The organism is Streptomyces ziwulingensis (genome assembly GCF_039542605.1).
Lineage (GTDB): Bacteria > Actinomycetota > Actinomycetes > Streptomycetales > Streptomycetaceae > Streptomyces > Streptomyces ziwulingensis.
In genome coordinates this window covers 199,137-220,974 of the sequence record NZ_BAABIG010000052.1, presented here as the reverse complement: position 1 = coordinate 220,974, position 21,838 = coordinate 199,137, and the positions used below count along the sequence as shown (strand labels likewise).

General features: G+C 73.2%; 20 protein-coding genes. 8 read left to right on the top strand and 12 right to left on the bottom strand.

Annotation, left to right across the window (positions count from 1 at the left end; translation table 11 throughout):
- Positions 1 to 128: 128 nt before the first annotated feature.
- The gene (locus ABEB00_RS24220) at positions 129 to 554 is read right to left on the bottom strand and encodes an SsgA family sporulation/cell division regulator (protein WP_345622230.1); all 426 of its coding nucleotides are present in this window, start codon (positions 552 to 554) and stop codon (positions 129 to 131) included.
- A 295-nt stretch (positions 555 to 849) separates the two neighbouring features.
- Between ABEB00_RS24220 and ABEB00_RS24215 the strand changes: the two genes are divergently transcribed.
- A complete protein-coding gene (locus tag ABEB00_RS24215; protein ID WP_345622229.1) occupies positions 850 to 1,851 on the top strand; it encodes an AraC-like ligand-binding domain-containing protein in 1,002 nt (333 codons plus the stop codon).
- 79 nt (positions 1,852 to 1,930) lie between these two features.
- On the opposite strand, the gene ykgO is transcribed toward ABEB00_RS24215, so the two are convergent.
- From ykgO to ABEB00_RS24160, 11 genes are all read right to left on the bottom strand, one after another.
- Positions 1,931 to 2,053 (bottom strand): type B 50S ribosomal protein L36, encoded by a 123-nt coding sequence (gene ykgO / locus ABEB00_RS24210; RefSeq protein ID WP_046258531.1) that lies wholly within the window; start codon positions 2,051 to 2,053, stop codon positions 1,931 to 1,933.
- Between the two features lie 97 nt (positions 2,054 to 2,150).
- Complete coding sequence (locus ABEB00_RS24205) at positions 2,151 to 2,411, bottom strand: type B 50S ribosomal protein L31 (protein ID WP_345622326.1); 261 nt, start codon at positions 2,409 to 2,411, stop codon at positions 2,151 to 2,153.
- A 200-nt stretch (positions 2,412 to 2,611) separates the two neighbouring features.
- The gene (locus ABEB00_RS24200) at positions 2,612 to 2,962 is read right to left on the bottom strand and encodes a UBP-type zinc finger domain-containing protein (RefSeq protein WP_345622227.1); all 351 of its coding nucleotides are present in this window, start codon (positions 2,960 to 2,962) and stop codon (positions 2,612 to 2,614) included.
- A gap of 137 nt (positions 2,963 to 3,099) precedes the next feature.
- Positions 3,100 to 3,975: a shikimate dehydrogenase gene (locus ABEB00_RS24195; RefSeq protein ID WP_345622226.1), complete on the bottom strand. Its 876-nt coding sequence runs from the start codon at positions 3,973 to 3,975 to the stop codon at positions 3,100 to 3,102.
- Between the two features lie 103 nt (positions 3,976 to 4,078).
- Positions 4,079 to 6,052: an oxidoreductase gene (locus ABEB00_RS24190; protein WP_345622225.1), complete on the bottom strand. Its 1,974-nt coding sequence runs from the start codon at positions 6,050 to 6,052 to the stop codon at positions 4,079 to 4,081.
- Positions 6,049 to 6,783, bottom strand: a complete 735-nt coding sequence (locus ABEB00_RS24185) for an ABC transporter ATP-binding protein (RefSeq protein WP_345622224.1) — start codon at positions 6,781 to 6,783, stop codon at positions 6,049 to 6,051. The genes ABEB00_RS24190 and ABEB00_RS24185 overlap by 4 nt, the downstream gene beginning before the upstream one ends.
- The gene (locus ABEB00_RS24180) at positions 6,780 to 8,618 is read right to left on the bottom strand and encodes a branched-chain amino acid ABC transporter ATP-binding protein/permease (protein ID WP_345622223.1); all 1,839 of its coding nucleotides are present in this window, start codon (positions 8,616 to 8,618) and stop codon (positions 6,780 to 6,782) included. The genes ABEB00_RS24185 and ABEB00_RS24180 overlap by 4 nt, the downstream gene beginning before the upstream one ends.
- Positions 8,615 to 9,484: a branched-chain amino acid ABC transporter permease gene (locus tag ABEB00_RS24175; protein ID WP_345622222.1), complete on the bottom strand. Its 870-nt coding sequence runs from the start codon at positions 9,482 to 9,484 to the stop codon at positions 8,615 to 8,617. The genes ABEB00_RS24180 and ABEB00_RS24175 overlap by 4 nt, the downstream gene beginning before the upstream one ends.
- Positions 9,485 to 9,491: 7 nt before the next feature.
- A complete protein-coding gene (locus tag ABEB00_RS24170) occupies positions 9,492 to 10,652 on the bottom strand; it encodes an ABC transporter substrate-binding protein (protein ID WP_345622220.1) in 1,161 nt (386 codons plus the stop codon).
- Between the two features lie 94 nt (positions 10,653 to 10,746).
- The gene (locus tag ABEB00_RS24165; protein WP_345622219.1) at positions 10,747 to 12,495 is read right to left on the bottom strand and encodes a thiamine pyrophosphate-binding protein; all 1,749 of its coding nucleotides are present in this window, start codon (positions 12,493 to 12,495) and stop codon (positions 10,747 to 10,749) included.
- Complete coding sequence (locus tag ABEB00_RS24160; protein WP_345622218.1) at positions 12,492 to 13,994, bottom strand: aldehyde dehydrogenase family protein; 1,503 nt, start codon at positions 13,992 to 13,994, stop codon at positions 12,492 to 12,494. Before ABEB00_RS24160 ends, ABEB00_RS24165 begins: the two co-directional genes overlap by 4 nt.
- A gap of 220 nt (positions 13,995 to 14,214) precedes the next feature.
- Between ABEB00_RS24160 and ABEB00_RS24155 the strand changes: the two genes are divergently transcribed.
- The 7 genes from ABEB00_RS24155 (at position 14,215) to pqqB (ending at position 21,834) form a co-directional block, all read left to right on the top strand.
- Positions 14,215 to 14,988, top strand: coding sequence for an IclR family transcriptional regulator (locus ABEB00_RS24155; RefSeq protein WP_345622217.1), 774 nt, complete (start codon positions 14,215 to 14,217; stop codon positions 14,986 to 14,988).
- Between the two features lie 46 nt (positions 14,989 to 15,034).
- Positions 15,035 to 16,255: a CaiB/BaiF CoA transferase family protein gene (locus ABEB00_RS24150; RefSeq protein WP_345622216.1), complete on the top strand. Its 1,221-nt coding sequence runs from the start codon at positions 15,035 to 15,037 to the stop codon at positions 16,253 to 16,255.
- Positions 16,252 to 17,064 (top strand): citryl-CoA lyase, encoded by an 813-nt coding sequence (locus ABEB00_RS24145; RefSeq protein WP_345622214.1) that lies wholly within the window; start codon positions 16,252 to 16,254, stop codon positions 17,062 to 17,064. Before ABEB00_RS24150 ends, ABEB00_RS24145 begins: the two co-directional genes overlap by 4 nt.
- Positions 17,065 to 17,368: 304 nt before the next feature.
- On the top strand, positions 17,369 to 19,516 hold the full coding sequence (locus ABEB00_RS24140; protein WP_345622212.1) for an outer membrane protein assembly factor BamB family protein: 2,148 nt from the start codon (positions 17,369 to 17,371) through the stop codon (positions 19,514 to 19,516).
- A gap of 89 nt (positions 19,517 to 19,605) precedes the next feature.
- Entirely contained in the window at positions 19,606 to 20,649 is a 1,044-nt protein-coding gene (locus tag ABEB00_RS24135; RefSeq protein WP_345622211.1) for a ThuA domain-containing protein, read from the top strand.
- Positions 20,650 to 20,742: 93 nt separating this feature from the next.
- Entirely contained in the window at positions 20,743 to 20,925 is a 183-nt protein-coding gene (gene pqqA, locus ABEB00_RS24130; RefSeq protein ID WP_345622210.1) for a pyrroloquinoline quinone precursor peptide PqqA, read from the top strand.
- A gap of 9 nt (positions 20,926 to 20,934) precedes the next feature.
- On the top strand, positions 20,935 to 21,834 hold the full coding sequence (gene pqqB, locus ABEB00_RS24125) for a pyrroloquinoline quinone biosynthesis protein PqqB (protein ID WP_345622209.1): 900 nt from the start codon (positions 20,935 to 20,937) through the stop codon (positions 21,832 to 21,834).
- The last annotated feature ends 4 nt before the right edge of the window (positions 21,835 to 21,838 follow it).

Below are 21,838 nucleotides of genomic sequence, written 5' to 3'. Positions count from 1 at the left end.
GACTCGTGAGGAAACGGTACGCCGAAGTCCTGGCGTCCAGCGTGACCGGTGCCTCACCCGGCCCGCCCGGTGCGCTCCGGGACGAGGAGCTGTGCACTCTGGGTCGACCGGGCCCCGGCCTGTCCGGCTCAGTCGCCGCGGCCCGTGAGCTGCGCCAGTCCGCTCTCGATGTCGACGTACCGGCTCTCGCTCCCCGTCGGCACCAGGGCGCGGGTGCTCGCCAGGAAACCGGTGACCTCCTGCACCGCGATCTCGATCAGCGCGGCGTCGGCGTCGGACCGCAGGACGATCCGCATGGTGCCGGGGAGGCAGCCGTGCCGGGGGAAGACCAGCACGTCCCCGGTACCCGCCGGGCGGCGCAGTCCCTCGGTGAGCAGGTCGCGGGCGAAAACCCAGGTGACCGGTCCCGCCGCGGGTGCGCCGAGGGAGAGGCGGACGGCGTAGGGGTCGTTCTTGTCGTAGTGCCATTGCGCGGGCAGCGGCACCCGGCGCTCCCCCGGAACGCTGACGAACACCATGACGGCGCGCATGACCGAGGTGGTTCGTTGGTGCATGGAGTCCCCCAGAGGAAAAGGTCACGACGGAGTGGGTTTCGTTACGTGACGTGACCTTAGGAATGCCTGGACCCCACGCGTTGTCGCGCAGTGCATGCACCGTTGCTTGTGGAAGAACGGTTCCCGGCCAGCCGGTGTCCGCCGGGCCGGCGGGAGTATTGCCCGCCTTTCTGCCTGATGAGTGCCTGGAGTCCGAAACGGCCGGCTGCTTGGCTGGTCGGGGTGGGGAGCCCGAGGTGCTGCGGACTTCCGCTCCCCGCCGGCCCCACGTGGATGGATGGAGAGGACGACCCGGATGAGCCCGGTGCTGATGACTTCGCTGGCCCCGGCCGAGCAGGCACTCGCCTACTGGCGCGACGCGGTGGACAGGACACTGCTGCCCATGACCGTCGTCCCGCGGTGGGAGGGCCCGTTCACCGGGCGGCTGGTCACCGGACGCGTCGGGGCCCTGCGGGTCGCCTCCGTCGAGGCCGACGCGCAGCGCGTGCGGCGCAGGGCGGCCCACATCGCGGCGTCGCCGGAGCCGTTCGTGGCCGTCGGCGTCCAACTGACGGGCCGGACCGTGCTCGTGCAGAACGACCGCGAGGCAACGGCGCAGGAGGGCGGCCTCTTCGTCTACGACACCGCGCGCCCGTACTTCCTCGACCACCCGGAACGGTTCTCGCTGCGGGTGGTGCGCATCCCCCGCCGCCTGCTGGCCCTGTCGGACGAGGACGTCGAAGGCGTCGCGGGCAGCGTGTTCGACACGGACCGGGGGTGCGCGGCGGTGCTGAGGCCCTTCATCACCACGATGGTCGCCGCCGCCCACCGGTACTCGCCGTCCGCGGCGGAGGGGCTGGCGGACGGCCTGATCAATCTCTTCGCGACCCTGGTGGCCGAACGGAACGAGGAGACGGCGGCGGGAACCGGACCCGCCCGGAACCAGCTCGTGCAGCGCGTGCGGGAGCACATCGACCGGAATCTGGGCGACCCGGCGCTCTCCCCGGAGACCGTGGCCAGGGCCCACCACATATCGGTGCGCTATCTGCACCGGCTCTTCGAGGACGAGGGCGTCACGGTCGGCCGGCTGATCCAGCGGCGCCGGCTCGAGGAGTGCGCGCACGAACTGGCCCGCCGCGGCCGGACGACGCCGACGGTGTCGGCCGTCGCCCAGCGGTGGGGGTTCGTCAATCCGACCCACTTCAGCCGGGTGTTCCGGAGCACCTACGGCCTCTCGCCCCGCGAATGGCGTACCGCGCGGCTCGACGCGGGGCGTGCGGAGGCGGGCGAGCGGCCCGGTGCGCAGGCGTGGTGGTGACGGATCGGCCGACCGGGTGCCGCCGCCGCGGGGCGACGGCGAAGAGCCCGGCACCGTGAACGCGGTGCCGGGCGGGCCGTCAGCCCTGGCGGGCCTTGAAGCGGGGGTCCTTCTTGTTCAGCACGAAGGTCACACCCCGCCGGCGCACCACCTGGGCACCGGGCTTCGCCTTCAACGAACGCAACGACTTGCGCACCTTCATCTCGGTCTCCTCCCAGAGGAATCGGAACGGGTTCTGCTCGCGGTCCGCGGCGGACTCGCGGTCCCTGGCGGACTCGCGGTCCCTGGCGGACTCGCCGTCAGGGGCGGACGGGAGCGGTACGGCCGTAGCGCCGCTCGAAGCGCTCCACCCGGCCCGCGGTGTCCATGACCCGCGAGGTGCCGGTGTAGAACGGGTGGCTCGCCGACGAGACCTCGACGTCGACGACCGGATACGTGCTGCCGTCCGCCCGCTCCACCGTGCGCGCCGCGTCGAGGGTGGACCGGGTGAGCAGCTCGAACCCGGACGCGCGGTCGCGGAAGACGACGGGACGGGAGACGGGGTGGATGCCGGGCCTCATGGAAGGTGCCTCCTCGGTGGTGCCGTCGAGCGGACTGCTTGGCTCGAACATGTCAGTTGCCCCCTACAACAAGAGGGTGGGGCACCGCATTCCCCGGTCCCGCCCCCCGCCTGCGGCACCTTCGTGCGCCCTGCCGGCCGTCGCCCGTCCGGTCCGGGGCGGCAGGTCAGCCGGGGCGTTCGGTCAGCCGGGGCGGTCGGTCAGCCCAGGCGGTCGGCCCAGTCGGCCGGGACCCGTTCCGCGGGGCCGGGGACGGGCTGGTCGTCGGGGTGGCTGTGCGGCGGGGCCAGTTCCGGCCCCTTCTCGAACAGGGTGGACGTGCCGTAGTCCCAGAACCAGCTCTCGCCGGGTTCGAAACTCTGGACGAAGGGATGGCCGCTCGTCCCGGCGTGCGCGGTGGCGTGCCGGCCGAGCGAGTCGTCGCAGCATCCGACGTGGCCGCAGGCGGCGCAGCGCCGCAGGTGGAACCACCAACTGCCGGTGGCCTCGCACTCGACGCAGCCGGGACCGCTCGGCGCGACGGCCGTGTCGATTCCCTCGGGTGTGCTCATCGGATCTCCCTGCTCGTCGCCTGATGCGCTTCGGAGACCTCAGGTGAACCCAGGACGGGCCGCGCGCGTTGCCCGCTCGCGCATCGGGTGCTGCCCTTGCGCGCACGACGGCCGGCGGGGCGCCGCCCGCCGGCCCCTCAGGTGTGCGCCTGCGGGCCGGCCGTCAGCTCGGCGAAGTCGGCGAACATGTGCGAGGTGTGCGGCGGCAGGCCGGTGACCAGCCGGAAGGCGTCGGCCGCCTCGTTCACGAGGACGCCGCCGCCGTGCAGGACCCGGCACCCCAGGGCGTGGCCCGCGCGCAGCAGCGGGGTCGGGACCGGGCGGTACCGCAGGTCGAAGATCCACAGGTCGCGGTGGAGGGCTCCGGTCAGCGCCGTGTCCCCCCGCGCGTCGCTTCCGGAGGGCAGACAGTGGACGAGGCCGTCCGCCCGCCTCAGGCGCGCGGCGAGGGAGGCGAGGGGGAACGCCTGCGCCCATCCGTCGCCGGCGCCCTTGTTGACCCTCGCCACCAGTGCCTCGGCCCGTTCGAGGTCGGAGTCCAGCACGGCGAGGTGTTCCGCGCCCCGGTCGCGCAGGGCGAGCGCGGCGGCGAGGCCGGTGCCGCCCGCCCCGAGCTGCACCACGCGGCCCGGCGGGACCCCGGGCAGTCCTCTGGCGAAGGCCGCCGTGCAGCCGGCGACGTCCGTGCTGTGCCCGGCCGTCCGGCCGTCCCGGGTGAAGACGACGACGTCGACCGAGTCCGCGCGGGCGGCCGCCTCGGACAGTTCGTCGACGTGGGGGACGACGAGGCGGCGGTGGGAAGGGGCGATGCCGAGGCCGGAGAAGCCGAAGTCCCGGCAGGTCCTCAGCAGGGCGCCGAGGTCCCGCCGGGGCGAGGAGTACGTGTCGGTGTTCACCCGCCGGCAGAGGTAGCGCACCCCGTGCCGGTCCGCCTCCCGCTCGTGCAGTTCGAAGCCCAGGAAGCGGCCGGTGCCCGGTCCGACGAGCCCTACGAGGTACGAGTACTGGGTCACGGCGGCTCCACGCGTCAATGTACGAACCGGTTCGTTATGAATACCAGGCAGGTGTGCGCCCCGGGAAGGGCGTGGCGAGATCCGGAGCGGGGGCCGCGGCCGCTCACCGGTCGGCGACGGCCGCGCACACCGCGTCGGCGGTGCGCGCGGCCGAGGCGAGGCTCTGCCGCAGGGTGCCGCCGCGGCCGTCGGCTCCACCGGTGGTGAAGACCCCCGCGCGCGGTGCGCGCCGCCGGCTCGCGGCGAGCAGCCGGGTGTCCGGCGAGACGCCCTGGGAGACGAGCAGCGGGCCCGGCGCGTCGAGCCACCGCTCCCCCGCCCCCGTACCCACCCGCACCCGGTGCTCGTCCACCGCGAGCAGCGCGGCGTCGAGGACGATCCGGACGTCCGGGTCGTTCATCAGCCGCGGGACGGTGAGGATCTTGGCCCGGCGGCCGACCTCCGGGGCCAGCCGGTCCTGGGCGCCGACGAGCACGAGCCGGGTACCGGACGCGGCCAGGTGGTCGGCCGCCGCCACCCCGTCCCGGTCCGCACCCCAGATGACGCACTGCTCCGCCGCCCGGTCCCCGGCCAGCCAGTCACGGACGTCCACCACCTCGCGCCGGCCGGCTCCGGACCGGACCGGTGCCGCGATCGGCCGGCCGCGCGCACCGGTCGCCAGGACGAAGACGTCCTCGTCCCGGTCCGCGAGCAGGGCCTCGCCGACCGGCACCCCGGTCCGCAGGCGCACGCCCAGCCGTTCCAGCTCCGTGCGCGTCCAGTGGAGGAACCGGGCGTACTCGGGGTGCTGGCGGAGTCCCGCGGCCAGCCGGAAGGCGCCGCCGACCCGGTCCGCCGCCTCCCGCACCTCCACGTCGTGACCCCGTTCGGCGAGCAGCCGTGCCGTCTCCAGGCCGGCCGGCCCGGCGCCGACGACCAGCACCCGCGCGCCCGCCCCCGGCCTCTTCGGCGGGCGTTCCGTGAGCGTCACGGGTACCGGCACCGCCGGGTTGACGCTGCATCCGACGGGACGGCCCCGGTGGAGTTCGTCGACGCACGCGTTGCAGGCGATGCAGGGGCGGTAGGGGGTGCCGGCCAGGACCCGGCGGGGGAAGTCGGGGTCGGCGTGGAGCGTCCTGGCCAGGGAGACGAAGTCGGCCCGGCCCGACCGGAGCACCTCCGCCGCGGCCGCTCCGGTGTTCAGCCGCCCGGCCACGCCCACCGGCAGACCGTACGCCCGCCGGTAGCGCGCGGCGTAGGGCGCCAGTACGCCCGGCCGCCACTCGCCGGGCTGCACGATCCACTCGCCCGCCTCGTACGAACCGGCGGAGACGTCGAGGAAGTGCAGGCGCTCCAGCGGGACGGACCTCATGAGGGCGAAGGTGGCGTCCTCGGTGAGCCCCCCGGCGTACCCCTCGTGGGCGGAGATGCGCAGGCCCACGGCCTGGCCGGGGCCCGCCTCGGCCAGTACGGCGTCGAGGACCTGGCGCAGGAACAGGGTGGGGTCGGCGTACTCGTCGGTGCGGTGGTTGGTCGCCCCCGACAGGAACTGGTGGATGAGGTAGCCGTGTCCGCCGTGGACGGTCAGGGCGTCGACGCCCGCTTCCCGGCAGCGGCGGGCGGCGTCGCCGTAGGCCCGGACGAGGGCCCGGACGCCGGCCGCGTCCGGTGCGTGCGGCACCTCTCCGCCGGTCACCGCGCAGGGGACCGGGGAGGGGGCGACGGGACGGTGTCCGCTGACGGCGCTGCGCGCGGTCCGGCCTCCGTGGTTCAGTTCCGCGCCGAGGTGCGCGCCGTGCGCGTGGACGGCGTCGGCGAGGGCGCGCAGGCCGGGGAGGTGCCGGTCGTGGTCCAGGGCCAACTGCCGGGGCCGGCCCCGGCCGTCGGCCCGGACGTATCCGGCCTCGGTGTGGACCAGGGCCGCGCCGCCCGCCGCCCGCGCCGTGAGGTACCCGCGGTACGCCTCGGTGACGGAGCCGTCCTCGGTGCAGTAGTTGCGTTCCATCGGCGCGGCCACGAAACGGTTGCGCAGGCGCAGCGGGCCCAGATTCAAGGGAGTGCCCAGCAGACGCCGGGCGCTGTCGTCACCGGTGGTCACAGCCCCAGATACACCTCTCTGACCCGGGGGTCGTGGCTGAGCTGAGCGGAGGTGCCGCTCATGGCGATCTCGCCGTTCTCCATGACGATGCAGTGGCTCGTCACGCCGAAGGTCAGGGTGGCGTTCTGTTCCACGAGGAGCAGGCTGAGGCCCTCCTCGCGCAGCTTGCGCAGGACGTCGAGGATGCTGCCCACCAGTTTCGGGGAGAGACCCATCGACGGTTCGTCCAGGACCAGCAGGCGAGGCCGGGTCATCAGGGCGCGGCCGATCGCGAGCATCTGCTGCTGCCCGCCGGACAGCGCCCCGGCGAGGCGCTCGCGCATCTCCCGCAGGACGGGGAACAGGGCATAGACCTCTTCGAGCTGCCGGTGGGTGTCCTTGTCCCAGGGCCGGGAGTAGGCGCCGAGGAGCAGGTTCTTCTCCACCGGGAGTCCGGGGAAGACGTGCCTGCCTTCCGGCACGTAGCCGATGCCGTGGCGGACCATGTCGCGGGCCTTGACCCGGGTCAGGTCGTGCTCGCCCAGGCGGATGCGGCCGGCGCTGCGCGGGACCAGGCCCATGAGCGCCTTGAGGGTGGAGGTCTTGCCGGCTCCGTTGGCGCCGATGATGCCGACGGACTCGCCGGGTTCGACGGTGAAGCCGACGGAACCGACCGCGCGGACACCGCCGTAGTGCACGCTCAGGTCCTCGACGCTCAGCCGCTGGACGGTGTCGGCTCCGGTGACCTTCATGAGGTCGCCTCCTTCGCGCGGTCGGGCCGCTCGGCGTCGGGTCCGTCCGGGGCGAGGTCGGCCAGGTCGGAGTCGCCGAGGTAGGCCTCGATGACCTCCGGAGCGGACACCACCTCCCGGGGGGTGCCCTCCGCGATGACCTTGCCGCTGGAGAGCACGGTGACCTTCTCGCACAGGGACATGACCAGACCCATGTTGTGTTCGATGAGGACGACGGTGGTTCCGCTGTCGCGGATGGAACGGACGATCCCGATGAGCTGGCGCACCTCTTCGCCGTTGAGGCCGGCGGCCGGCTCGTCGAGCAGGAGCAGCCGCGGCCGGGCCGCCATGGCCCGCGCGATCTCGATCCGGCGCTGGATGCCGTAGGGCAGGGAGGAGGGGTCGGCTTCGGCGAAGTCGGTGAGGCCGTAGCGGGCGAGGACCTCGTCCGCGCGGGCGCGCAGCCGGCGTTCGCGGGCGAGGACGCCCGGCTGCCAGAGGGCGTACTGCCACAGTGAGCGGGTGCGGGAGCGGTCGAGGGCGACGAGGATGTTCTCGGCGACGGTGAGCTGCCCGAACAGGCGGAGGTTCTGGAAGGTGCGGGCCAGGCCGGCCAGGGAGAGTGTGTAGGGGCGGGCGGTGGTGGTGTCGGCGCCGGCGAAGCTCACCGCGCCCGCGGTCGCCCGGTAGAAGCCGCTGATGACGTTGAACAGGGTGGTCTTGCCGGAGCCGTTGGGGCCCACGATGCCGCGGATCTCCCCGGAGTCCACGGCGAGCGTCACCTCGTCCAGGGCCCGCAGACCGCGGAACTGCTTGGTGACGCCCGCCACGGAGAGCAGCACGCCCTCCCGCGCGGCCGCGGGCTGCTCGGCGGCCGGGTACGGGGTGAACGGGCGGAGTTCGGCGCGGGCGGTGCGCTCCCCCCGGCGCCGTGTGGCGAGGGCGCGCAGCCGGGCGGGGACGCCGGCCAGGCCGGTCGGCGCGAAGACGACCATGAGGACGACGACGACGCCGTAACCGAGCTGGGCGTAGGTGGAGAAGTCGGAGAGCCACTCCCGTACCAGGGTGAGGCCGACGGCGCCGACCACGCAGCCGACCAGTGAGCGGCGGCCGCCGATGATGACCATGGCGAGCAGGATGAACATGTTGCCGATGGAGAAGGTCTCGGGGGCCACGTAGCGGATGAGACCGGCGTAGAGGACGCCGGCCAGTCCGCCGTAGAGGCTGGCCAGGAGGAAGGCCGTCATGCGCAGGAGCGGGATCTCGGCGCCCATGGCCCCCGCCGCCAGGGCGTCGTCCCGCATGGCGCGCAGCCGGCGGCCGAGCGAGGTGTGGACGACGAAGAGGCCGAAGAGCAGCGCGAGGCCGAAGACGACGGCTTCCAGGTAGTAGTAGAGGTACTCGCTGGAGAGGTCCACGCCGGGCAGGGTGGGCACCGGGATGCCGGAGATGCCGTCGGCGCCGCCGGTGAGGTCGGCGTTGGTGATCCAGTTGATGAAGCCCAGGGCGAGGCCGAGGGTGACGATGCCCAGGTAGTGGGACTGCATGCGCAGGGCGGGGATGCCGACGAGCAGGCCGGTGACGACGGTGGCGAGGACGGCGAGCAGCGCGGACGTCCAGAAGCCGTGGCCGTAGTGGGTGGTGAGGATGGCGACGGTGTAGGCGCCCACCCCGAAGAAGGCGACCTGGGCGAGGTTGATCTGCCCGGAGACCCCCATGGCCAGGCCCATTCCGATGGCGAGCAGGGCGTAGATGAGGGCGATGTTGACGACGTGGACGGTGTAGCCGCCCAGGCCGTACGGGAGCGCCCAGGCGGCGAGGACGACGACGCCGGCGGCGGTGAGGCGGGACTTCATGCGCGGCTGACCGTCCTTTCACCGAAGATGCCCATGGGCCGGATCATGATCGCCGCGGTGAAGACGAGGAAGGTGACCAGTACCGAGTAGCCCTGGAAGTGCCCCGCGGCGTAGGAGTCGAGGACCCCGATGGCGATGCCGCCGACCACGGCGCCGGGGATGGAGCCGAAGCCGCCGAGCATCGCGGCGGCGAAGCCCTTGATGCCCAGGGCGCCGCCGAGTGAGGCGTCGACGTACAGCATGGGGCCGACCAGGCCGCCGGCGAGGGCGGCGAGTCCCGCGCCGATGGCGAAGGCCAGGGCGTTGCTGCGGCCGACGTCGATGCCGACCGCGGTGGCCGCCTCGTGGTCCATGGCGACGGCCTGCATGGCGGCGCCCCGTTTGGTACGGGAGAGGAAGAAGGCGAGTCCGACGACGGCGAGCGCGGCGACGGCCATGACCAGGAGGTCGTAGGTGCGCACGCGGATGCCGAGGAGGTCCAGCGGCGCGGCGTCCAGCGGGGAGGGGACGGCCCGCCCCGTGGTGCCCCAGATGAGGACGGCGAGGGCCTGCAGCACGATGCCGAAGCCGATCGTGCCGATCAGCATCAGGTCGAAGTCCTTGTTCTCCAGGGGGCGCAGGACGCGTTCGATGACGAGGCCGATGGCGCCGGTGATGACGATGGCCAGCACCATGGCGACGGCGAAGGGCAGGTGGGAGGTGAGGTAGAAGGTGGAGGCGGCGTAGGCGCCGATCATGGCGATGTCGGCGTGGGCGAAGTTGACCAGGCCCATGGTGCGGTAGACGAGGGAGAAGCCCATGGCGACCAGGGCGTAGACCGCGCCCAGGCTGAGGCCGCCGACGAGGGTCTGAAGGGTGTCCTGCACGTCGGTCTCACTTCTGCTCGACGAGCTTGCCGTCCTGGATGACGCCGATGGCCGTCCGGGTGATGCCGACGCCGTCGGGACCGTAACGGAACGTGCCGAGCAGTCCGTCGTAGCGGGTCGCGCGGATGGCGTCGGCGAGCTTCTCACCGGTGGCGGCGTCGCTGTTCTTCAGCGCGGTGAGGAGGATGTTGGTGCCGTCGTAGGCCTTCGCCCCGTGCAGTTCGGCCTCCTCGCCGTAGGCGTTCCGGTAGGCGTCGGCGAACTTCCGGGCCGCGGGGCTGATGTCGTTGCCGAGGTAGGGGGAGCTGACGATGGTGCCCTCGGCGGCCTTCTCGCCGGCGGTGTCGATGAAGACGGGGGTGCCCTGGGGGGCGGCGCCGGCGAAGGGCACGGTGATGCCGAGGTCGCGGGCCTGCTTGACGATGAGGCCCGCCTCGACCTCCTCGGAGCCGATGAAGACGACCTCGGGCTTCTTGGCGCGGATCGCGGTGAGCGCGGCGCTGAAGTCCTTCTGGTCGGTGGTGACGACCTGGTCGGTGACGGCGCTGACACCGAGGTCCTTCGCCGCCTCGGCGAAGGCGTCGTGCTCGCCCTTGCCGAAGGAACCGTTGTTGGTGATCATGGCGATCTTCTGGTAGCCCTTGTCCTCGATGAGGTACTTGGCCAGCGTGGTGTCGTAGGTGGTGCTGGTGGGGCCGTTGAGGAAGAGGAAGGGGCTCTTGAGGTCGACGAGGCCGTCGGCCTGGCCGGAGGTGATGTTCGGTATGCCGGCCTGCCGCAGGACGGGGGCCATGGCGATGGTGACCGCGCTCTCCGCGGTGCCGATCATCGCGACGTAGTTCTCGCTGTCGATCTTGCGCGCGAGGTTGGTCCCGGTGGTCGGGTCGCCTTGGTCGTCGAAGGACTTCACCTGGATCTCGCGGCCGTCGACTCCGCCCTTCTCGTTCCACTCGTCGATGGCGAGCTTGGCGCCCTTGTACTCCCACTCGCCCAGCGAGGAGAGCTGGCCGCTGCGGGCGTTGACGACTGCGATCTTGATGGGTCCGGAGTCGGATCCGGTGTCGTTGTCGGACTCGCCGGGGGCGCTGCAGGCGGTCAGCGCGGCGGCGAGCGCGACGGCTCCGGCCAGTGCGGTGCGCGGCAGGCGGGTGCGCGGGGAACGGGGCATGAGGGTCACCTCGTGGCAGACGATGGGTGGGCGGTGACGGGGCGTGGGGGGCCGGGCGGTGGGTCGGGCGGGGCGGGTGGATCGGGCCGGCCGGTCAGGTGTCGGCCGGGAAGCGGCCGGCGTAGATGTCCTTGATGTTCCAGTGGCCGGGGGTGGGGACCGGTTCGTTGACCATGGGGACGTCCAGGACAGCGGGGCGGCGGCGGGCCAGGGCGTCCGTCAGTGCCTTGCGCAGGTCGCCGGGGGCGCTCACGGTGTAGCCGTCGGCGCCGCAGGACTCGCCGTAGCGGGCGAAGTCGGGGCTGTAGGGGCGGCCCGACGCGTCGGTGAACTCGCAGCCGTAGGATCGTCCGAAGGAGGATTCCTGGAGGTCGGCGATGGTGCCGTGGGCGCGGTTGTTCATGACCACGAAGAGGACGGGCGCGCCCTGTTCCACGGCCATCGGCACCGCGGGGAGCTGGGCGCTCATGCCGCCGTCCCCGATGAGCGCGACCACCACGGCCTCGGGCCGGGCGAGTTGGACGCCCACCGCGGCGGCCGGGCCGAAGCCCATCGTCGAGGCGCCTCCGGGGGTGATGAACCGGCCCTGTTCGGGCAGGTCGTAGCACTGGGCGACGCCGTTCTTGTTCCAGCCGACGTCGGTGACGAGGACGGCGTCGTCGGGGAGGGCGTCGCGCAGGTCGGCCAGGATGCGCTGGGGCCGCAGCGGGAAGGCGTCGCTGCGGCCGGCCTCGCGGGCCGTGTCGAAGACGGCGCCGCGGGCGGCGGCGATGCCCTCGCGCAGTCCGGGGCGGGTCAGAGAGGTGCTCCGCCGGGCGCGGACGGCGGCGCCGATCTCGCGGAGCGCGAGTTCCACGTCGGCGACGGCGCCGATGTGGACGGGGTAGTTGCGGCCGATCTCGGCGGGGTCGATGTCGATCTGGAGGAGTCGGCTCGGGGGGAAGTTCCAGGTGTACGTGGCGTCCCAGGAACTGGCGTCGGTCTCGGCGAACCGGGTGGCGAGGGCGAGGACGACGTCGGCGCCCAGGGTGTGCTCGTGGGTCTTGGCCAGCCCCCAGAAGCCGGGCATGCCCAGCAGCAGGGGGTGCCGGTCGGGGACGGTGCCCTTGGCCATCAGGGAGTGGGCGAGGGGGATGTCGAGGTGTTCGGCGAGAGCGAGCAGTTCGGCGCGGGCGCGGGGGCCGCGCAGGCCGCCGCCGAAGTAGATCAGCGGGCGCTCCGCCGCCAGCAGGGCGTCGGCGATCCGCCCGGCGGTGGGCTCGTCCAGGCCCGGCCGGCCGAGGTGGCCGGGGAGGGGGTGGTCGCCGGCGTAGGGCGGCACGGGCCGGTTGAGCAGGTCCATGGGGATGTTGACCAGGACGGCGCCGGGGCGCCCGCCGGTGGCGGTGAAGAAGGCCCGTTCGGTGACGCGGGGCAGGTCGGCCGCCCGCTGGACCTGCCAGGTGCGCTTGCAGAACGGGCGGTAGACGGCCGTCTGGTCGGCGTCGCTGTGGAGGTTGACCTCCTGGTGCGGGTGGCGGCCGTAGTAGTAGGAGGGGACGTCGCCGGTGAGGACGATCAGGGGGACGGAGTCGAGTGCGGCGGTGGCGACGCCGGTGACGGCGTTCATCATGCCGGGGCCGACGTGGGTGAGCAGGACGCCGGGGCGGCCGGTGGCGCGGGCGTAGCCGTCGGCGGCGTGGGCGGCGGCCTGTTCGTGGCGGGCGATGACGAACTCGACCGGGCTCGGGCCCAGGGCGTCGAGGAGGGCGATGTTGGTGTGTCCACAGGTGCCGAAGACGTACTCGACACCGTAGGACTCCAGTTGGGCGACGAGGGCCTCGGCGGCGGTCACGGTGGTCACGGGTTCTCCTTGGGCAGCTCTCGGCTGTCGCCCCAGACGGACAGCCCGCGCAGCATGAGGGTCTTGACGACCGTGTAGTCGTCGATGAGCCAGCGGGGGGACTCCCGGCCGAAGCCGGAGTCCTTCACCCCGCCGAAGGGCACGTGGTCGAGGCGGAAGTTGGACGAGCCGTTCACGATGAGTCCGCCGACCTCCAGCTTGCGCCAGGCGGTGACGATCCGGGTCAGGTCGTGGGTGAAGAGGCCGGCCTGGAGTCCGTAGCGGCTGGTGTTGCACTGGTCGAGCACGGTGTCGAAGTCGTCGTAGGGCAGGACGGCCACCAGCGCGCCGAACACCTCGTGCAGCACGACCGAGGCGTGGGCCGGCGGGTCGGCGACGATGGTCGGGGCGGCGGTGGCTCCGTCGCGGGTACCGCCGCGGAGCACGCTCGCGCCCAGCCGCCGGGCCTCCTCGGCCCAGGTCACCACGCGTTCGGCGGCGTTCTCGTCGACCATGGCGCCGATGTCGGTGGTCTCCCGCAGCGGGTCGCCCACGACCAGGGCGTCGACCGCCGCGGTGAAGGCGTCGAGGAACTCGGCGTAGCGGCTGCGGTGGACGTAGACGCGCTGGACGGAGATGCAGCTCTGGCCGGAGTTGCTGTAGCCGGTGCGCGCGCAGACCGCGGCCGCGGCGGCGGGGTCGGCGTCCTCGCAGACGAGGGTGGCGGCGTTCCCGCCCAGTTCCAGCGCGAGCCGTTTGGCACCGGCCGCGCGGGCCACCGCCGCACCGGTGGTGGCGCTGCCGGTGAAGCTGATGACGCTCACCTCCTCGGCCCCGCACAGGGCGGCACCCACCTCGCCGCCGCCGTGCAGGAGCTGGACCGCCTGGTGGGGCATGCCGCTGTCCAGGAGCAGGGCGACGACGGCGGCGGAGGTGGCGGGGGCCTGGGGCGGCGCCTTGACCAGGGTGGTGTTGCCCGCGGCGAAGGAGGCGCCCAGTTTGTGGGCGAGGAGGTTGGCGGGGGCGTTGAAGGGGGTGATGGCGAGGGCGACGCCGGCCGGCGCCCGGTAGGTGAAGGCGGTGTTGCCGATGCCGGTGTCCCAGCCGGCGACGGGCAGCGTCTCGCCGCCGACGCGGCGGGCCTCGGCCGCGCAGACGGCGAAGGTGGCGGCCACCCGGTCGATCTCGGTGCGGCTGTCCCTGAGCGGTTTGCCCAGTTCGAGGGCGAGGAGGCGGGCGAGCCGGTCCCGGTGGACGGCGGCGGCTCGCGCGGCGGCCTCCAGGACGTCTGCGCGGACGGCGGGGGCCAGCTCGGCGGTCCGCTTCGCGTAGCGGGCCGCCCGCGACACGGCGGCGCCGATCTCCCCGGTCGTCGCGGTGGGTGCGCGGCTGACGGTGCGTCGCAGGTAGGGACCGGTGCGGTCCTGGGGCGGGCCGTCGCCGCCCCAGGAGCCGGAGAGGAAGGCGGGGGCCTCGACGACCTCGTTCTCGTCGGCGGCCTTGAGCAGGTCTTGCAGCATCACGTCTCCAGAAAAAACCATCTAGTGGTTTCCGTGGACTGCTCTGTGGACTGGCGTGTAACGTACGGGCGCCGGAAGGCCGTGGCAATAGGTCGGCGCGAGGAAGTTGCGGCCGCCGATTTTCCGAACGGAGCCGCACTGGTGGAAGCTGACGCCCCGGATGCCGCACCCGCCGGGCGGGCGGTGTCCGCCCCTCACGAACCCTCACGAAGGAGAAGGCGTGGACGCGGAGCAAGGACCGGGCGGCGGGGTACGCAGTGTGCGCCGGGCTCTGGACATCCTGTCGCTGCTGACCGAGGATCAGCCCACCGTCCCCCTGAAGGACATGGTCGACGCCACCGGGCTGCCCAAGACGACCGTGGTGCGCCTGGTGCAGACGCTGGAGCAGTACGGACTGCTGTGGGCGACGCCGGGCGGCTACACGGCCGGGCCCGGACTGTGGCGGTGGGCCCATCTGGCGCACACGAGCTGGGAGTTGCCGCCCGACACGCAAAAGCTCCTGCGCGAACTGGTCGACCGGCGCGGTGAGACGGCGAATCTGATGATCCGCCGGGACGTCCACCGCGTCTGCGTCGCCCAGCAGGAGAGCCCGCAGCCGCTGCGGCACGTGGTCCGGGTGGGCGACGAACTGCCGCTGTGGGCGGGGGCCTCCTCCAAAGTGCTGCTCATCGGCGCCACGGACGGGCTGCTGCGGCGGGTCGCCGCCGAGTCGCCGCACGGTGGGGCGCACGTCCAGCAACTGCGCCTGTGGGCGGACGAGGCCACCGCCCGCGGTTACGCCGTCAGTCACGGCGAACGCGATGTGGGGCTCACAGCCGTGGCGGTGCCCATCCGCACCCAGTCGGGTGTGGTCGTCGCCTCGCTCTCGCTCAGCGGTCCGAGCGCGCGCATCCAGGAGCCGGCCACCGAGGAGTTCGCGGGCGACCTGCTGGAGACGGCCGCCCGCATCGCGTCGCACGGCTTCCAGCACCCCTTGGGGCCGCGCACCCAATGAATACGGCAGCGGCGCCGGTCCGCGGCGCCGCTGGAAGGAGACCCGTATGCACGTCCGCCCACTCGACGCAGTACGCGTTCTGGATCTCACGAACGTGCTCGCCGGACCCTACTGCAGCTATCAGCTCATGCTCATGGGCGCCGAGGTGGTCAAGGTCGAGCGTCCCGGGCAGGGGGACCTCGCCCGCAGCCTGGGCCCCGACGCCGCGCTGAACCGGGACGGCGCGGGGGCGTCGTTCCTCGCCCAGAACGCGGGCAAGAAGTCACTCGAACTCGACCTCGGGGACACCGCCGACCGGGCCGTCTTCGAGGAACTCCTGACCGGCGCCGACGTCCTGCTGGAGAACTTCCGGGCGGGGGTCCTGGAACGGATGGGTTACGGCGCCGACCGCCTGGAGCGGCTCAACGAACGCCTCGTCTACTGCTCCATCTCCGGCTTCGGGCACACCGGCCCGATGAGCGAGGCACCCGCCTACGACCAGATCGTCCAAGGCCTGGCCGGGATGATGAGCGTCACCGGCACCCCGGAGACGGCGCCGCAGCGGATCGGCTTCCCGGTCTGCGACACCACCGGCGGGCTGATGGCGGCGTTCGCCATCAGCGCGGCGCTGCTGCGCCGGGAGCGGACCGGCAGGGGTTGCCGGCTCGACGTCTCGATGCTGGAGGCGTCCCTGTCCACCATGGGCTGGGCGGTCTCCAACTACCTGGTGAGCGGTGTCCCGCCGGAGCCTCTGGGCGACCAGAACCCCACCGCCGCCCCGTCCGGCACCTTCCACGCCTCGGACGGTCCGCTGAACATCGCCGCCAACCAGCAGCGGCAGTTCGAGACCCTGTGCCGGCTGGCGCGGGTGCCCGAGCTGATCACCGACCCGCGCTTCGGGGAGCGGGAGCAGCGCAAGGCTCACCGCGCCGAGCTGAACGCCGCTCTGGACCGGGCCCTGGCCGCCCGCCCGGCCGCCGACTGGGAGCGTGAGCTGAACGCCGCCGGGGTGCCCGCGGCCCGCGTGCTGACGGTGCCTCAGGCGCTGGAGCAGCCGCAGTTGGCGCACCGCCGCTTCGTCACCGAGCTGGACCACCCGGTACGCGCCGGGCGTCCGCTGCGCGTGGTGGGCAACGGGGTGCTGGTGGACGGGGAGGCGTTCGGGCCGCCGTCCGCCCCGCCGCTGCTGGGCGAGCACAACACCGAGCGCCGGGCCCTCGCGCGGCGCTGGTCGGCGGCGCGGGCCGGGGAGTCCGCCGCCGTGGCCGGCGAGGCCACCGCGTCATGACCGGCGCCGAGGACGAGGCGGCCCGCTGGTGGGCGACCGCGGTCAGTCACATCGAGCCCGGCAGCATCGAACTGCGGGACCGGCCGGTCCAGGACCTGATCGGCAGTGCGAGCCTGGTGGACGTCATCTGGCTGCTGCTGCGCGGTTCCCTGCCCGCGCCGCGCCACGCCGCGCTCCTGGAGGCCGCGCTGGTCGCGGGCGTCGACCACGGCCCGCAGGCTCCCTCCATCGCGGCCGCGCGGATGGCGGCGACCTGCGGGGTCGGCCTCAACAACGCCGTCGCCACCGGCGTCAACATGCTGGGGGACGCCCACGGCGGAGCGGGTCAGCAGTGCGTGGAGATGCTCACCGACGTGACCGCGCTGCACGCGGCCGGCCACGACTGGGACCGGGCGGCGCGCGAGGTGATGGCCGACTGGCAGAGCCGCTCGCGCTATCTGCCGGGGTTCGGGCACCGCTTCCACCCCGTGGACCCCCGGCGCGGCCCGCTGCTGGACCTGGTGCGGCGGGCGGTGGCCGACGGCGAGGTCGGCGGCGACTTCCTGCACGCCGCCCTGGCCGTCGAGGAGGTCCTGCGCCGCCGCCGGGAGGGCCGCCGGCCGGTCCCGATGAACATCGACGGAGCCACCGCCGTCATCTACGCGGAACTGGGCTTCTCCGCGCCGCTCGCCCGCGGCCTGTTCGTGCTCAGCCGTTCCGTGGGCATCCTCGCCCACGCCTGGGAGGAGACCGGACAGGGCCGGCGCAACAAGGGCCCCCTCCCCCGCGGCGTCCTGCCGGCCCGGCTCCCCCAGCCGGAAGACGCGTGACCAATCCGCGTCGCACCCCTTGCCACACCCCGACCGCCTCCCTAACGTAGCTTTCCGCCGATCGGCACCCACGGTACGGACCTCACGAACCGTACAGCGGACCTTGATCCGCCCCGCTCCTCCCCTCTCGTCTCGCCTGCCGGGACCCTCCTCCCCCGGCGCCGCACCCTCCGTCACTCCCGCACCCCGTCACCCCCGTCACCCCCGCCCCCCGTGACCCTCGTCACCTCCCGTCACCTCCCGTCACCTCCCGTCACCTCCCGTCCTGGACGCATCCGTCAGGAACCGTCACGAAAGAGGGACCATGGACAGACGCAGCTTCCTCACCTCGACCGCCGCCGGGACGGCCACCACCGTCGCGCTGCTGAACGGCACCGCGGCCGAGGCCGCCCCGGCCGACGGCCTGGCGCGGCCGGTTCCCGCTCAGGCGCACGCCGCCACCGGCAAGGACTTCCCCAAGGCCGGCGGCAACCTCGGCAACCAGAACCACTCCTCGCTCAAGCGGATCACCGCCGCCAACGTCGGTCGGCTCGGCGGCGCCTGGCACCTCAACCTGGAGGACGGTTCCACCGCCGCCCACCAGCAGTGCGCCGTCATCGCCCAGGACGGCGTCCTCTACCTCGCCACCACCCAGCAGAACGTCTTCGCCGTCGACGGCCGCACCGGCCGGGTCAAGTGGAAGACGAACATCGGCACCGAGACCACCAACATGCGCGGGCTGGCCCTCGGCGGGGGCCTGGCGTTCACCATCGCCGGTGACAACAAGGTCCACGCCCTGGACCAGCGGACCGGTGCCGTCGTCTGGACCCGCGAGCTGCTGGTCGAGGACCAGGGCGACCCGGACTGCGACCCCGCCTCCGGTCAGTGCGGCGGCAGCCGGGGCGGTCTGGCGGGCGCCGTCGTCCACTGGGACGGGCTGGTCTACATCGGCACCCAGGGCAGCACCGCCGGTGCCCGGGGCCGCGCCTACGCGCTCGACGCCGCCACCGGTGAGGTCTCCTGGGTCTTCTGGGGCACGCCGGGCCCCGGCGAGTACGGCCATGACACCTGGGAGGGTGACACCTGGAAGACCGGTGGCGCCGTCTGCTGGATCCACCCCGCGGTCGATCCCGAACTCGGGCTGGTCTACTGGACGTTCGGCAACCCCTATCCGCGCACCGACGGCTCGTCGCGCGGCGGCGACAACCTCTTCGCCAACTGCCTGGTCGCCCTGGACGCCAAGACCGGCGAGCGGCGCTGGCACTTCCAGTCCGTCCACCACGACATCTGGGACTACGACGGCGTCATGTCCCCGGTCCTCGCCGACCTGCTGATCGAGGGAAGGAAGCACCGGGTCGTCGTCTACGGCAGCAAGACCGGCATGTACTACATCCTCGACCGCCGCACCGGCGATCCGGTGCACGGCATGGAGGAGCGGCCGGTGCCGCAGCACGCGGCGCAGAAGACCTCTCCCACCCAGCCCTTCCCCGGCGGCGAGCCCTTCGTGGAGACCGAGCCGCGCCTGGACAAGGCCACCCGGCCGGTGCCGTTCTACCCCACCGGCGGCCTCTTCGAGGTCCACTGGGACCGCGCCACGATCCTCTACCCGGGGGCGGGCGGCGGCGCCGACTGGTCCTTCCCCTCCTTCAGCCACCGCACCGGCCTGGTCTACGTCGGCTACGGCCTGATCAACTCGGCCTACTCCAACACCCACGGCGGCCGGGTCAACACCGCCCGCCCGCTGGGCGAGTACTTCGCCGGGGGGCTCGCCGCGGTCGACCCGCGCACCAACACCGTCGCCTGGCGGCAGGAGGGCGACTGGTCGCTCGCCCACGGCAACGGCATCCTCAGCACGGCCGGGGGTGTGCTCTTCCAGGGCCGTCCCGACGGGGTGCTCACCGCCCTGGACGACCGGGACGGCACCGAGCTGTGGACGTGGCAGTGCGGCGCGGGCGTCAACACCAGCCCGCTGACGTACGAGGTCGACGGCGAGCAGTACGTGGCGGTCCTGGCCGGCGGGAACGGCCTGCCCTACCCGGACATCCCCAAGGGCGACCACCTGTGGGCCTTCAAGCTGGGCGGCCGGGTGCGGCCGGCCGCGGCGCCCACTCCGCCGTCCCGGCGCAACCAGATCCGCGCCGCGGCGGTGACCGGGGCCACCGCGAAGAACACCGTCACCCTCGGCCGGATCTGGGACACCGGCCGCGGCGTCCCGGGGGCCACCGAGAACCTGGTGGCGCAGAACGCCATGGCACCGCAGCACCTGCGCATCGCCAAGGGCACCACCCTCACCTTCGTCAACCCGGCGGACAACAGCTCCGCGCACGGCGCGGTCTCCTTCTTCGAGGCGGAGTTCGACTCCGGTCTGCTCATGCCGGGCCAGTCCTTCTCCCACACCTTCGACACCGCCGGCGAGTTCTTCTACAACGACCCGGTCGCCCCGCAGAGCACCGGCAAGATCGTCGTCGAGTAGCGGACCACCGGACGCCTCACCACCCCGCACCTCCCGCGTGTCCCCCGTACTCCCCCGCCGCACCGCGCACCCCTCCGGAGGCCCGCTCCATGACGACCGAACCCGGACCACGCCCCACGACGAGCACACCCGAACCCGGGGCCGGACCCGTACCCCGGCCGAGGAGCCGCGTCCGCCCGCTCACCGCGGCGCTGACCGGTGCCGCCGGCACCCTCGGCATCGCCGTCGCCCTGCTGGCGACCGGCACCCTGAGCGTGGCCCAGGGCCGGGCCGGCGCCGGGGCCCAGCAGCTCGGCGATCCCGACTACGGGGTGTGCCGCGGCGTGGACGCCCGCTGCTACCACGACTGGGGCAACTTCGATCCGTCCGAGGGCTTCAAGGTCCTGCTGTACACCCGCACCCCGGGCCCGCGTCACGCCAACCTCGGCCCCGCCCTGCCGGCCGGTCTGAACCCGCCGCTCACCGACGCCAACGTCGTGCAGAACGGCGTACGCAAGCTGGGCGCCGAGCACGGCTTCCAGGTCGACCACACCGAGGACGTCGCACAACTCGCCTCGCCGGCGAACCTGTTCAGGTACAACGCGGTCATCTTCTACTCGACCAGCCGGGACACCCTCGACGACGCCGCGCAGACCTCGCTGCGCCAGTACATCCGCGGCGGCGGTGGTTTCGTCGGTGTCCACAACGCCTTCGGCACCGAGTACAACTGGCCCTGGTACGAGGGCCTGCTCGGCAACGCCAACTTCTACGACCACGGCCCGGCCCAGCCCGGCACGGTCCGCACCGTGAACCGCAAGGACATCTCCACCAAGTCCCTGCCGCCGCGGTGGACGATCTCCGACGAGTGGTACAACCTCGTCCCCGGACCGACCCGGGTCCGGGTCCTCGCCGAGGTCGACGAGACCACCCTCGCCAGGGGCGTGACGGGCAACTACCACCACCCCGGGCACGGCGAGGACCACCCGGTCGCCTGGTGCCAGTACTACGACGGCGGACGTGCCTGGCTGACCACCCTCGGGCACGACGCGAAGGACTTCGCCACCGACGGTTCGTTCCCGGGCGCCGCCGAGTTCCAGCGGCTCCTCCTCGGCGGCATCGAGTCGGCGATGGGCAAGAAGCCGTTCTGCGGGTGAAGCCGTATTCGCCAGTGACGTCCGGCTCCGGCCGGCCGGGGCCGCGGGACTCCTCGCGGCCGCTCCCCACCCACCACGAAAGGCAAGGTCACCATGTACGACGAGGTCACCACGTACGCCGACACCAGGTACGACGACACCGGGTACGCCGAACCGCGCGTCCAGTGCCGCCCCGAGCCGTCCGAGCGGCGGACGGCGGCCGGCTGGCAGACCCCCGACTTCACGGTGGTCGACACCGCCCTTGAGGTCACCGCCTACTCGCTGCGCGGGAAGTAGGCGCCCGCCGTGCTGCTGCGCATCCTCGGGACAGCAGCCGGTGGTGGCCTCCCCCAGTGGAACTGCGCGTGCCCCGGCTGTGCCGGGGCACGTCTCCACCCCGCCCGCCGCCGCCTCCACGACGGTCTGGCCGTCCACGGAGGCGGCGCGGGCGGCTGGTTCCTCGCCAACGCCACCCCGGACGTCGCCGAACAACTGGAGAGCCACCCCGGTCTGCGGCCGGGCACGGGAGAGGACCGCACCCCCGTCGTACGGGTCGTCCTCACCGACGCGGAACTCGACCACACCCTCGGTCTGCTGCGGCTGCGCGAGGCCGCCAGGATCGACATCTGGTGCACCGAACCCGTGCGCGGGGCTCTCGGCGCCCGCCTGCCCCTCACCGACATCCTCACCCCGTACACCACCTTGACCTGGCACGATCTTCCCCTGGCCGGCTCGGGGCGGTACGCCGAGGTGGCCGGCCTGGAGGTGAGCGCGCTGCCGCTGTCGGACAAGCGGCCCCGCTACGCGGCGGACGAACCCTCGCACCCCGCCTGGAGCGTGGCGCTGAAGGTGCGCGATCCGGGTCCCGGCACCCGCGCCCTGTACGCGCCGGCGGTCGCCGCGTGGAGCGACCGGCTCGGTACGGAGATCGCGGAGGCCGACCGCGTCCTGCTCGACGGCACCTTCCTCGACGAGGAGGAACCCCGCCGCACCGGCATCTCCCGGCGCACCGCCTCCGGCATGGGACACCTGCCGATCGAGGGCCCCGAGGGCACGGCGCGGCGCCTGGGCGGTGCGGGCGCACGCGTCCTCTACACCCATCTCAACAACACCAACCCGCTGACCGACCCCGGCGACCGGGCACACGAACGGCTCGCCGGCCTCGGCCCGCGCGTGGCCGAGGACAGGATGGTGGTGTCACTGTGACCCC

Coding starts and splice junctions, on each gene's coding strand:
- ABEB00_RS24220 (WP_345622230.1), bottom strand. CDS start 554: ATGCACCAACGAACCACCTCGGTCATGCGCGCCGTCATGGTGTTCGTC.
- ABEB00_RS24215 (WP_345622229.1), top strand. CDS start 850: ATGAGCCCGGTGCTGATGACTTCGCTGGCCCCGGCCGAGCAGGCACTC.
- ykgO (WP_046258531.1), bottom strand. CDS start 2,053: ATGAAGGTGCGCAAGTCGTTGCGTTCGTTGAAGGCGAAGCCCGGTGCC.
- ABEB00_RS24205 (WP_345622326.1), bottom strand. CDS start 2,411: ATGAGGCCCGGCATCCACCCCGTCTCCCGTCCCGTCGTCTTCCGCGAC.
- ABEB00_RS24200 (WP_345622227.1), bottom strand. CDS start 2,962: ATGAGCACACCCGAGGGAATCGACACGGCCGTCGCGCCGAGCGGTCCC.
- ABEB00_RS24185 (WP_345622224.1), bottom strand. CDS start 6,783: ATGAAGGTCACCGGAGCCGACACCGTCCAGCGGCTGAGCGTCGAGGAC.
- ABEB00_RS24180 (WP_345622223.1), bottom strand. CDS start 8,618: ATGAAGTCCCGCCTCACCGCCGCCGGCGTCGTCGTCCTCGCCGCCTGG.
- ABEB00_RS24170 (WP_345622220.1), bottom strand. CDS start 10,652: ATGCCCCGTTCCCCGCGCACCCGCCTGCCGCGCACCGCACTGGCCGGA.
- ABEB00_RS24160 (WP_345622218.1), bottom strand. CDS start 13,994: ATGCTGCAAGACCTGCTCAAGGCCGCCGACGAGAACGAGGTCGTCGAG.
- ABEB00_RS24150 (WP_345622216.1), top strand. CDS start 15,035: ATGCACGTCCGCCCACTCGACGCAGTACGCGTTCTGGATCTCACGAAC.
- ABEB00_RS24145 (WP_345622214.1), top strand. CDS start 16,252: ATGACCGGCGCCGAGGACGAGGCGGCCCGCTGGTGGGCGACCGCGGTC.
- ABEB00_RS24140 (WP_345622212.1), top strand. CDS start 17,369: ATGGACAGACGCAGCTTCCTCACCTCGACCGCCGCCGGGACGGCCACC.
- ABEB00_RS24135 (WP_345622211.1), top strand. CDS start 19,606: ATGACGACCGAACCCGGACCACGCCCCACGACGAGCACACCCGAACCC.
- pqqA (WP_345622210.1), top strand. CDS start 20,743: ATGTACGACGAGGTCACCACGTACGCCGACACCAGGTACGACGACACC.